We start from the raw sequence: 11,666 nt of genomic DNA, 5'->3' as shown, positions 1-11,666 counted from the left end.
TTATCATTTTCCATTGCGTAAGTTTTATTTACAATAATATTAGGAACCACTGCACCTGCGAGTACAGTAAGACCTGATTTCTTAAGGAATTCTCTTCTTGGGTTTAGGTTTTCTTTCATGGGTGTAATTTAAGCGAATAAATCCATTTCTGCTTCCCCATGACCATCAGGAGTAGTATAAAAAGGACGTTTTTCTATTTCAAAATTCGTTTCAGGGTCCATGCCCAGTGCATGATATATAGTTTGATGGATTCCTGCTATCTTAATAGGGTTTTCTATACTTTTACAAGGTCTTTCATCAGCAGTTTTGCCGTAAACATGCCCTTTTTTTATCCCTCCACCAAACATCAACATGGAGCAGCCATCTGTAAAATGCCTGTGCATGCCATAATTTTTTAAATCTTCAATAATATCTGGCACTTCTACCTGGTCTTTCACCGTTGCTCCTGGTCTGCCCTCGGTAAGCATGTCGCGGCTAAACTCACTGGCCAAAACCACAATGGTTCGGTCAAGCCTACCACTTTCATCTAGGTCTTTAATTAGTTGAGCGATGGGAGCATCCACCTGCTTTTTCATATCCGTAAGCCTTGTGTGCCCATTTTCATGCGTATCCCAACCTTTAAAAGGTTCGTATTCGGAAGTTACACTTATAAACCGAGCGCCCTGATCCACCAGTCTTTTGGCCATAAGACAGCCCAAACCAAATTTACCGGTATTGTATATATCATACTTTTCTTTGGGCTCCAGGCTTAGGTCAAAGGCTTTCGCTTCTGGAGAGTTCAATAACATATAAGCCTGCTCCATGGAACGTTTCAAGGATTCTTTCTGGTAATCACTACCAAATTCTCCCATGGCACTTTCCTTTACCAGGTTTTCATAGAGTTGATTTCTAGCTTCAAATCGCTTGGTAGACATCCCTACTGGTGGTCGAACGCTGTCCAACCCAGAAGTTGGGTCGGGTATTAGAAATGGCCCGTACTCACTGCCTAGAAAACCTGCACTATGGAAAGCTTTCAATTCCTCCCCTTCACCTACGGTGAAACGCTGCCCAATATTAATAAATGCAGGGATTACAGGATTTACCGAACCTAACTCTTTGGCCATCCATGAACCCATATGGGGGACTGCCACGGATTGAGGGGGCTCATAGCAAGTATGCCAATTGTATTGATGCCTGGTATGCAAAATATGCCCGAGGTCAGCCGCCACATAAGACCGAATAAGGCTTCCTTTGTCCATCACCTGACCAATTTTTTCCAATCCTTCAGAAAAATTAATACCATCTAATATGGTAGGCACTGCCTTAAAAGTACTCAAGACTTCCTTGGACTCCATACCTTTTCTAAACGGCGTATACCTTTTAGGATCAAAGGTCTCGGTATGTGCCATACCTCCAGCCATATACAATAAAATAACTGTATCCGCCTTACTTGTAATTTGATCCTTGGGCGAGCAAGAATTTAATAATGCTGATATTGGAGCTCCTGCAGCCATGGCTGCAATTGATGCAGCACTTGTCTTCTTTAGGAAATCTCTTCTCCTCCAATTATAATTCATAGCTTTTGCATTTGATCAGTAAATTAATTGAAATTCAGGAAGTAACAAAACAGCCCAAAACAAATCTTGGATGTCTTCTGCCTCAGGCGCTTCTCCCAATACAGCCATGGCTATATTGAATTCGCTCTGTTGAGGCTCTCTACCCAATAACTGTCGGTATACTTCATGGACTATAACATCCCCCGCTTCATATTTCTCCTTCCATTTGACAGCCCCTGTTTTAAGGGTATTGTTGAGCTGTTCCCCATTTGTTAATTCCAAGGCTTGCAATAAGCTGGCCTGACTGTCTCTACTTGTCATTACCACCTCACGGTTAGTACGTCCCAATGCTTTAAGGAGCCCATTATTGGCTACCAATGCTGCACGCACAAATCCAATGTCAGATTCCTCAGATACGCTCAATTGGTTGGGATCATATTTGATTTCTTCTTCACTGAAAATTGGATGAATTTTTTGACTTACGCCATCAGAAAACTGTTCCGCTGTCATTCTGCGTATTACAGTACCCTCAAAAACAAAATCATCATCTGCCAGAAACAGTGGATTTTCTACGCCAACTGCCGGTTGTTGGTAGGCTTTGGAAATAGCGATTTTATAAATCAATTCTTTGAGATCATAGCCTTCATCTTCAAAATCTGTGGCCAGCCAATCCAATAAATCCTGGCTCCATGGAACATTGTCCATCTCATCTGCAGGTTCCACTAGCCCTCTTCCCATTAATTGCTTCCACATTCTATTGACTACGGTGCGGTAAAGCCTGCCATTAGCAGGTTGCACCAGGTAATTGGCAAGCTGTTCCAGCTTTTCCGCCCTGTTGGCAGTACTGTCGATTTCACCCAATTCTTCCCATAAGATCTTTGTCCCGGCTGTTTCTCCAGTAGGAATATCACAGCGGCTAACGATTAATGTAGAATCTGAAAATATATTGGCAAAAGCATAGGCTTCTTTAAGCTTCCAATCACTTACAAAACTATCGTGACAAGAGGCGCATTTAAGGTTAAGGCCCAAGATGACCTGCCCAACATTTTGAGCAGCTTGCATTTCTGTCACCTGACTAGCATTTACATCTCCTCTCCAACGTATGCCTTCAATAAAGCCTTTGGATTTGTCATCCGGATTCAATAGTTGCTTGACAAATTGATCATACGGTTTATTGTCGCGCAAGGAAGTATACAGCCAATCGGTAATGGCATACCGGCCATTGGTGATATAACCTGTGCCAGTATAATCATTCCTTAAAGCATCGTTCCAAAAGGTCATCCAGTGAGTAGCATAATCGTCGTCCCTGTCTAGAAGTTCTCTAACCCAAATGGCCCGTTTATCCGGTCTGCTGTCTTTTGAAAAAGCATCATATTCTTCTGTGGAAGGCTGAAGCCCTATTAAGTCCAGGTATATCCTCCTTAAATAAACCTTGTCTTCAATGGGTTCCTTCCATTCGATCTCTTGCTCCTTAAAATATTCATCTACCCAAATGTCTATGGGCTGATTCAATCCACTTCTTGAAGCTGGTAAATCAGGTCTTCTTGGAGCCAATTCAGCTACCCTGTACACGCTTACATTCTCAGCAGCATCTGGCCAGGGAGCGCCTTTATCAACCCAAAATGAGATCAAAGCAATCTCATCATTGGAAAGCACCTTGCCTTTTGAGGGCATTGATTCCTTGTGATCCTTGGGTAGTTTTATTCTGCGAACCAAATCACTTTTTGCTGCATCTCCCGGAACGATTACAGGACCAGACTCTCCGCCTGCAAAGGTAAATTCTTTCGTGTCCAGCCTTAATTCTCCTTTTATCTTGGCATCACTATGGCATTTATAGCAATTGTGGGCAAAAACTGCTCTAACCTTACCAACCAATTCAATTTGCTTTTGCTCACTAAGATCTCCTTCCGTTTCAAAAGCCACCAAGTCTATGTCCAGGTCCTCGGGTGAGAATTCCGGTTCATTCCAAGGGAAGGTTTCTGTTAAATACTCTTCTCCATGAGTCAGCGAGGCACCGAAATGCCCTGCCACTGAAACTGACACCGCAGTAAAGAAAAGGACTGTTCTAAAAACTTTTATCGCCTGCTTATTTTTGATGCCATCGGCTTTACCCATCAAATAGATCAATAACAAACCCAATACGGCTGTTCCGATCCCCGTCCACTGGTGAATATCCAACATGTTACCGCCATAATCTTCTATATTCGCTAAAAGCAATCCCAAGACAACAGCTACAACCGCTCCTATCCCTCCTGCCCAAACCAACATGTATATACCAGGTCTTAACTTGTGGTTAAAGTTCTTTAGCGTAAACAATTCCAACAAAGCAGCAAAAAGCAAAAGGCTCACTGGGAAATGAACGGCAAGCGGATGTAAACGGCCAAAAAACTTCCATAACCAGAAAGAAGTTTCAACCTCCTCAGCCTGAAACAGTAGGACTGTTCCCAACGCGCTCACTTCCGTTGAGGCGACTAAAACCAGGAAAAAGAATAATCCCCAGAATGATAACAGGTTATCTTTATTCATCATTTTCATTAATTTCAATTTTCTATGGCATCCGGTAATACAAGTGTTTTTAATTAATCAAAAGGTAAAACTCCTCCGAAACGGATAAAAAATATTTGATCTAATAAGGGCCTCTTTTATTATTGAAACAACTGTAAAACCGAATATATGCTTAACTAAAAACAAGAATAGCTTGACACAATACTATTAAAATTTTGCTTCACAACCACCCTGTACTATCCTGCTTATTAAATAAAAGTTAAGCTTTGATTTGTTAAGCCACAAGTCTTTTTACACCAATCCCAAAGATCAGTACAAGTTCGGACTTTGAAAGTAATACTTTAATTCCTTACATTTAATGCGTTTGTTAGATTAACTACCCAAAATGAAAAGCCGCTATCTCATTTTCTTATTGCCTCTATTGCTTGTCCTTACCTTTTGGTTGTGGCCTGGAAAAGAACAGATAAGTTATAACCGCCAAATCCGGCCAATAATAAATAATAAATGCATCTCCTGCCATGGAGGTGTCAAGCAATCCGGTGGTTTCTCTTTGCTTTTTGAAGAAGAAGCCAAAATGAATACCGAATCAGGCAAACCTGCCATTATCCCCGGCGATGCAGATGGCTCCGAAATGTTAAAACGGATCATCCACAATGATCCTGAAATGCGAATGCCTTTGGGCAAATCTCCTCTTTCTCCTGAAGAAATTGAATTGATCAAAGAATGGATCAATCAGGGAGCAAATTGGGAAAAACATTGGGCCTATATTGCTCCGGAAAACAACATTGAAGTTCCGGAAGTAAACCTGGACATGCCTGTGCAAAATGAAATTGATCACTTCATTTACAAGCAATTGGAGCACATGGAACTAACGCCTAATGAAGAAGCACCCAAAGAAGTGCTACTTAGAAGGCTGTCTCTGGACATTACAGGATTGCCACCCACACTAGATGAATATGATGATTTCTCAAGTGACTCATCTCCTATGGCTTATGAAAAAACCGTAGACAAATTACTTGCTTCTCCTCGTTTTGGCGAAAAATGGGCTGCCTTCTGGATGGATCTTGCACGGTATTCAGATTCCAAAGGCTATGAAAAAGACCTGCACAGGGAAATCTGGAAATACAGGGATTGGCTCATAAATGCTTTTAATGAGGACATGCCTTTCGATACCTTTACAATTGCACAATTGGCTGGAGACCTCTTGCCTAACCCTACCGAATCAGATTTATTGGCGACTGCTTTCCATAGAAACACTATGGCTAACGATGAAGGGGGAACGAATGATGAGGAGTTCAGAGTAGCTGCTGTCATGGAAAGAGTGGGTACAACTTTTGAAGTTTGGCAAGGAACGACAATGGCTTGCGTACAATGCCACAGCCATCCTTATGACCCCATCCGGCATGAGGAATTCTACCAAACGCAGGCATTCTTTAACAATACCCAAGACAAGGATCTTTACAATGAACAACCTAAAGTATTCACCTACCAACCCGCTGATGAAAAGAAGGTAAAAGACCTACTTTCCTGGGTGAATGACAAGCTCAATCCTGCAGAAAAGCTTCCGGAAATCTCAGAAGATTTTCTATACCAACAAAAAGAGGATTTACTCTATTCATTAGGATATAGAAAGGTAGAAGCGGAAGAATTTCAGGACAAAAGCAGGTTTATAGAATTGGTAGCACATGACCAGGAATCAATTTGGCAGGTACAGGACAGTTCATGGATCATGTTTGAAAATGTGGACTTAGATCAAGTCAATGCCATTTCCTTGGGTTATGCTTCCGTCTACGGTGCCAAAGTAGAAATAAGGTTGGACTCCATGCTGGGCAGAATCATTGGCGAAGGAACCTTTGGCATTACAGACAAAAGTTTTCCTCGCAACCGTCCCGAGGATTGGAAAACTTTGAAGATACCCATCGAACCAGTTTCGGGAAAAAGAGACATTTTTTATTATTTCAAAAAAGACAAATCATTTGCGCAAGACTTGATCCGGGTAGACTGGGTTTTTTACCATGAAAAAGCACCTTTAAAAGACAAGTATCCTTCAAATATTCAAGCCAAATTGGTAGAGCTATCCAATGCCAAACCTATTCAAACACCTATATTAAAGGATTTACCAAAAGCTGATGCTCGAAAAACCTATGTATTCGAGCGTGGTGATTGGAGATCGCATGGAGAAGAAGTTAATGCAGGTATTCCTGAAATCATGGGTACAATCACCAATCAGGAACCCAACAGGTTGGATTTCGCTAAATGGCTGGTTAGTCGTGAGAACACGCTGACTTCCCGTGTCATTGTAAATCGCATTTGGGAACAATTATTTGGTTTTGGTATCGTTGAAAGCATGGAGGACTTTGGCAGTCAGGGCATCCCCGCCAGCCATCCCGAGTTACTGGATTGGTTGGCCGTATCCTTACAGGATGACATGAACTGGTCTTTGAAAACTTTGATCAAAAAGATTGTCATGTCGCAGAGTTACAGGCAAAATTCTACGACCGATGCTCAAAAAATAAAGAAAGATCCTTACAATAAGTACCTGTCAAGGGGCTCAAGGACTAGATTATCAGCAGAAACCATCAGAGATCAGGCCTTGGCCATTAGTGGTTTGTTGAATAAAAAACAATTGGGACCAAGTGTTATGCCTTACCAACCTGAAAACATCATTAGTTTTAACGGTAAATTTTGGTTTCCCAGCGAGGGAGAAGAACAATACAGGCGAGCGGTATACACCTATTGGAAGAGGACCCACCCTTACCCTTCATTTGTGACTTTTGACAGCCCCTCCAGAGAAATCTGTACCTCGAGGAGAATAAGAACCAACACACCGCTACAATCCCTCGTTTTATTAAACGACCCTGTATACATAGAAGCAGCAGATGCCTGGGCCCAGCGAATATTGAAAGAAAGTGGAGAGGACATTGAGAAGGGAATTGAAAAAAACCTTCAGTTGGTGACCGCTCTAAAGCCTGAGCCTGAAAAAGTAGCGGTATTGTTCCAATTATACGAGGAGTCACTTGCCTATTATAAAGGAGAAGGAAAGGATTTGGATGAAAATGCCAAATTAGCGGCCATGCGAATTGTTAGCAATGCCATGTTGAACTTAGATGAATTTGTAACCAGAAGATAGGATGAATATTTGGGAAGAAGCACTGATCCGAGAAGCACAATACAATAGTAGGCGCCATTTTTTAAAAAAATGCACCTCAGGACTTGGCGCATTGGCCATGGGTTCACTTATTGGCTGCGGAGCAAAATCAAGCCCTGAAGCGGCAACATCATTTCTCCATAAAAAAGCCTCCCATTTTGCCCCAAAGGCAAAAAGCGTGATTTTCTTGCACATGGCAGGTGGTCCTTCTCATTTGGAGTTATTTGATTTCAAGCCTACACTTCAGGAATTAAATGGTAAGGACACTCCACAATCATTGATGGAGGGAAAAGAATTTGCCTTCTTGAAGGGAACACCTAAGTTATTGGGACCTCAGGCAAGCTTTAAAAAATATGGGCAATCAGGCGCTTATGTATCTGATTACATGCCTGAATTTGCCAAAATGGTGGATGAAGTAAGCTTTCTAAAAGCCATGCATACCAATGAATTCAATCATGCTCCTGCTCAATTATTCATGCATACTGGAAGTCCTAGATTGGGCAAACCAAGCATAGGCGCCTGGTCTACTTATGGGCTGGGTTCGGAAAATGAAGACTTACCGGGATACGTGGTACTCACCTCAGGTGGGGGCGCCATAAGTGCAGGGAAAAGCGCTTGGGGAAGTGGCTTTTTGCCTACCATCTACCAAGGTGTACAGTGTCGCTCGGAGGGTGATCCTGTTTTGTTTTGTCCAATCCAAACTCCATTGACAGCCATCTCAGAAAAAAATCCATAGATGCTATCAACCAGATCAATCAGATGGAGTTTGAAGAAGCAAACGACCCTGAAATACTCACCCGAATCTCTCAGTATGAATTGGCTTTCAGGATGCAAACATCCGTACCGGAGACCATGAACATCAATGATGAACCTGAATACATCCACCAGATGTATGGCACCAATCCTGGACAAGCCTCCTTTGCCAACAATTGTCTTTTGGCGAGAAGACTGGTAGAAAAAGGAGTACGTTTCGTTCAACTTTTTGACAATCGCTGGGACACTCATGGGGTGGGTGCTGGCAATGGTGTTGGTGAAGGAATGCGAAGGTCCTGTAAAAACATCGATCAGCCAATTGCTGCTTTGCTCAGAGACCTCAAGCAACGAGGGCTTTTGGATGACACTCTAGTGGTATGGGGAGGAGAGTTTGGCAGGACTCCTATGATGGAATCCAGAACGGGCGAAGGCTTTGATGGAAGAGACCATCACCTTGAAGCATTCACCATGTGGATGGCTGGCGCAGGAGTTAAAAAAGGTCATATTCATGGCGCTACAGATGAAATTGGCTACTACGGCATAGAAGGCCGAACGCACGTGCACGATTTACAGGCCACTATTCTGGAAAGGCTGGGATTTGATCATGAAAAATTGACCTATGAGTTCCAGGGAAGGAATTTCAGGCTTACGGATGTTCATGGTAAGGTTATCAATGAAGTGCTTACCTGATAATCAATCCTATTTCCTAACAACAATTTTTGTTTCGATATTTCTAGAAACAAGCACTTTGGTGATGTACTCTCCCAGATAACCTGTTGGTCCAGCCAGTAAAATTTTGCCTTTTATCATAATTTCTATAGCTATTCAGATTGTCCAACGAACCAAAAAGATCATGGCGGTCTTTCTTAAATTCAATTTTATCCATATTTACCATCCGAATAGAAGCTTACTTTCTTAGTAGATGGTGCCTATATTCTAAAGGCCATTCGATTACCTGAATTAAATGAACGTGGATTATCTATTTAAATGGAGAAACAAAACATTAACTACCCACATTGTACCCAAGCTTAACCAGGCGCTCTTTTACATGAGGATAAAGCCGCATGGCATTTTTGTAATAAATTTTCTCCAATACTTCTTGAGGCAATTCAAGCCCTTGCACTTTTGGCCCACCAAAAAAACCACCATTGACAATTTTGTCGGTTTCTAAAATCTGGAAGGCTTTGGTATACTGGTCAGCTCTTAAGCTTATTTCTTCTTTGTTTTCCACTTTCCCTATATCTGTTCCAAACACTATCCGATCAGCCCATTCAATCATAAAAGACCGCAAGTTCTCCCTGTTGACCAGGTGATAATATTGAAAAGTAGCGGCCAAATCGATATTAAGGTTTGGAAAGGTTGCCAACATGTTTCGTAAATAATCAATTTGTGCATCTTGACATAACAACCAGTTTCCATGTGCTGTCACCACCACCAATTCCGGATGTTTTTCAAGGACATTTCTCCAGGCATTTATCTGAGTCCAGTACTCAATAGGATCTGCTAACCAGGCCGTTCTTTCACCGAAAGGCCCATTGGGGTCAGCAACGTGTACTGAGGCACCTATAAATCCTATTCTCTCCATTTCCGAAAAGGTAGCTTCATGAGCAGGGTTATCGATATAAGGATAACCATCTTCCTTTTTCTCAAGTGTTCTACTCCAGGGGCCCGACCAAATTTTGTAACCAACAAATCCCTTTTTCTGGAACTCCTCCAGGGATTCTGGCGAATAACTCAGTCCATCATGCGCCTTAAAATCAGCAATCCCGCAAAGCATCCTTCCTTGCCCAGCTTTCTCTACCTCTTCAATGTTTACCAACGGTTCATTTTTATTTCCCAAGTTGATCCATAACGCCAGATCAATGTCATTTTTTTCTCTCAAAACAGCTCCAATTTCAAGGTAATTTGCAATGCCATTCAGGTCACCAGCCACATGTGAGTGCACATCAACTCTCGGAATGTCAGGATAGTTGGATTTAAACTGACCAAATACAGGGGTGGATAAATTTATTGCCAAAAAAAGCAGGAAGAGGGTATTTTTCATACAAGTGATTGATTTACATACTAAGGTGGTAATGGGGAATAGTAGAGGCACTATTCCCAACAATTAAATTTACAAAAGAAAACCACGTAATTAACAATTCACTGATTTTAATAATCAACCTGTAACTTATGACATTTCTTATTTGATTTTTATCCAAAATCACCTAACTTTTATTGTTATCCTTAACGAAGGAGTGGCCAGGATAAAATTCTGGTTTTAACGGAATCTTCTGAATAAAGGCTTATTGACCCAAATCATTCATTTCCTTGTAATAACATCAACCTTTTGCCCATAAATAGCATATAAAGGAGCTATACATTGGAAGGAGAAACCTGAGGTTTTTTCATAAAGCCTTGAAGACTTAATACGCGAAAACCCTGATAGAGACACGAAAAATATAGATTATAGGATTATGTTACAGAAAACATCAGAATACGCAATTTACGCTCATCAAAAAGTTAATCACAAATACGGAGACAACGATTACGCTTACCACTTGAAAATGGTATATGAAGTGGCTGAAAAATTCAGTTATCTCGTAGCTGAGTCCGAGCGGGAAAATGTTTATTGCGGCTGTTGGGTGCATGATATAATAGAAGATGCAAGAGAGACTTACAATGACGTTTTACAAAACACCAATGAAACAATTGCGGATTTGGCTTTTGCGCTAACCAATGAAAAGGGGAAAAACAGGAATGAAAGAGCAAATGACAAGTATTATCAAGAAATGCACGAAATCCCGAATGCTATCTTCGTAAAGTTTTGCGATAGAATTGCAAACATTACCCATTCCAAAAGCCAGGGATCTAATATGTACGAAAAGTACAAAAAAGAAAACGCCAATTTTATTCAAAAAACCTATAGACCCGAATTGGAGGACATGATCAGGCATATTGATGAATTACTTGAAAACGAATAATTTTTGACTAATCCACCGCCCCCGGCGGTTGAGCGGAGTCGAAACCATAGGGGGACGAGGACGTAACGCCTAATCCTTCGGATCCGCTCAGGAACCGGCGATGGCATTCCCAAATCAATCTAGGCACTGGCTAATCTGCCAGCCGCGGCGATGGCATTCCCAAACCGGCTCAGGAACCGGCGAAAAACATTCCAGAACAGACTCAGTGGAACCGACGAGGTTATTTCCAAATCAATCCAGGACCTGTGAAATGTCCCTCGTTTTACTCGGCCCCACCATCTCGATCCCCCGGCGGCTGAGCGGAGCCGAAGCCAGAGGAATTAAATCCAATATGACTTGTCTCATTCATACACTTCGCTAATTCGTGAAGTTTTTCTGACATGTTATTTATTAAGGACGCCTTCTTTTTTCTAGTCCAGCCTTGAACTAGTTTTTCTCTATAAAACGCTTCGTCTATACGCTGAAACTCTTCATAGTAAATCAGTTTTACTGGCAATTTTCTTTTTGTGTATTTCGAACCCTCTCCATTTTGATGCTGCCTTAACCGCAATTCCAAATCCTTAGTACTTCCAGTATAGAAGCTACCATCCGAACATTCTAGTATATACATGTATCCTTTCATATCCTAAGCAGTTGAAACAATTTACCTTCCCCCGGCGGTTGAGCGGAGTCGAAACCATAGGGGAACGAGTACGTAATGCCTAATCCTTCGGCTCCGCTCAGGAACCGGCTAGAACGCCCTCCGCCGGCTGAGTTGAGCCG

Annotated in this window: 7 protein-coding genes and 2 pseudogenes; 4 read left to right on the top strand and 5 right to left on the bottom strand. The window is 41.9% G+C overall.

Going from position 1 to position 11,666, the window contains the following annotated elements:
- The 3 genes from ADICYQ_RS27220 to ADICYQ_RS18975 all read right to left on the bottom strand — a co-directional run.
- The coding region (locus ADICYQ_RS27220; RefSeq protein ID WP_152520503.1) for a twin-arginine translocation signal domain-containing protein at positions 1–119 on the bottom strand (119 nt) is incomplete at its 3' end.
- A 9-nt stretch (positions 120–128) separates the two neighbouring features.
- Positions 129–1,556, bottom strand: a complete 1,428-nt coding sequence (locus ADICYQ_RS18980) for a DUF1501 domain-containing protein (protein ID WP_020893156.1) — start codon at positions 1,554–1,556, stop codon at positions 129–131.
- Positions 1,557–1,571: 15 nt separating this feature from the next.
- Complete coding sequence (locus ADICYQ_RS18975) at positions 1,572–4,070, bottom strand: DUF1549 domain-containing protein (RefSeq protein WP_020893155.1); 2,499 nt, start codon at positions 4,068–4,070, stop codon at positions 1,572–1,574.
- A gap of 355 nt (positions 4,071–4,425) precedes the next feature.
- On the opposite strand from ADICYQ_RS18975, the gene ADICYQ_RS18970 reads away from it, so the two are divergent.
- From ADICYQ_RS18970 to ADICYQ_RS18965, 3 genes and pseudogenes are all read left to right on the top strand, one after another.
- On the top strand, positions 4,426–7,170 hold the full coding sequence (locus tag ADICYQ_RS18970; protein WP_020893154.1) for a DUF1553 domain-containing protein: 2,745 nt from the start codon (positions 4,426–4,428) through the stop codon (positions 7,168–7,170).
- A gap of 1 nt (position 7,171) precedes the next feature.
- Positions 7,172–7,249: pseudogene (locus tag ADICYQ_RS30405) on the top strand (hypothetical protein); the annotation flags it as partial.
- 18 nt (positions 7,250–7,267) lie between these two features.
- A pseudogene (locus ADICYQ_RS18965) lies at positions 7,268–8,631 on the top strand (DUF1501 domain-containing protein).
- Positions 8,632–8,944: 313 nt separating this feature from the next.
- Here the strand turns inward: ADICYQ_RS18965 and ADICYQ_RS18960 are convergent.
- Positions 8,945–9,985 carry an amidohydrolase family protein gene (locus ADICYQ_RS18960; RefSeq protein ID WP_020893150.1) on the bottom strand — a complete coding sequence of 347 codons (1,041 nt, stop codon included), beginning with the start codon at positions 9,983–9,985 and terminating at the stop codon, positions 8,945–8,947.
- Positions 9,986–10,397: 412 nt separating this feature from the next.
- Here ADICYQ_RS18960 and ADICYQ_RS18955 point away from each other — a divergent pair, with 412 nt between their 5' ends.
- The gene (locus ADICYQ_RS18955; RefSeq protein WP_040417121.1) at positions 10,398–10,904 is read left to right on the top strand and encodes a phosphohydrolase; all 507 of its coding nucleotides are present in this window, start codon (positions 10,398–10,400) and stop codon (positions 10,902–10,904) included.
- 262 nt (positions 10,905–11,166) lie between these two features.
- On the opposite strand, the gene ADICYQ_RS18950 is transcribed toward ADICYQ_RS18955, so the two are convergent.
- Entirely contained in the window at positions 11,167–11,514 is a 348-nt protein-coding gene (locus ADICYQ_RS18950) for a GIY-YIG nuclease family protein (protein WP_235114801.1), read from the bottom strand.
- Positions 11,515–11,666: the final 152 nt, after the last annotated feature.

This window comes from Cyclobacterium qasimii M12-11B (assembly GCF_000427295.1).
GTDB classification, from domain to species: Bacteria; Bacteroidota; Bacteroidia; order Cytophagales; family Cyclobacteriaceae; genus Cyclobacterium; species Cyclobacterium qasimii.
Note: the sequence above shows the minus strand (reverse complement) of the source record. Positions and strands in the feature narration are given on the sequence as shown.

Excerpts from the sequence above, each read along its gene's own strand:
- ADICYQ_RS18970 (WP_020893154.1), top strand. The coding sequence starts at position 4,426 with ATGAAAAGCCGCTATCTCATTTTCTTATTGCCTCTATTGCTTGTCCTT.
- ADICYQ_RS18975 (WP_020893155.1), bottom strand. The coding sequence starts at position 4,070 with ATGAAAATGATGAATAAAGATAACCTGTTATCATTCTGGGGATTATTC.
- ADICYQ_RS18950 (WP_235114801.1), bottom strand. The coding sequence starts at position 11,514 with ATGTATATACTAGAATGTTCGGATGGTAGCTTCTATACTGGAAGTACT.
- ADICYQ_RS18980 (WP_020893156.1), bottom strand. The coding sequence starts at position 1,556 with ATGAATTATAATTGGAGGAGAAGAGATTTCCTAAAGAAGACAAGTGCT.
- ADICYQ_RS18955 (WP_040417121.1), top strand. The coding sequence starts at position 10,398 with ATGTTACAGAAAACATCAGAATACGCAATTTACGCTCATCAAAAAGTT.
- ADICYQ_RS18960 (WP_020893150.1), bottom strand. The coding sequence starts at position 9,985 with ATGAAAAATACCCTCTTCCTGCTTTTTTTGGCAATAAATTTATCCACC.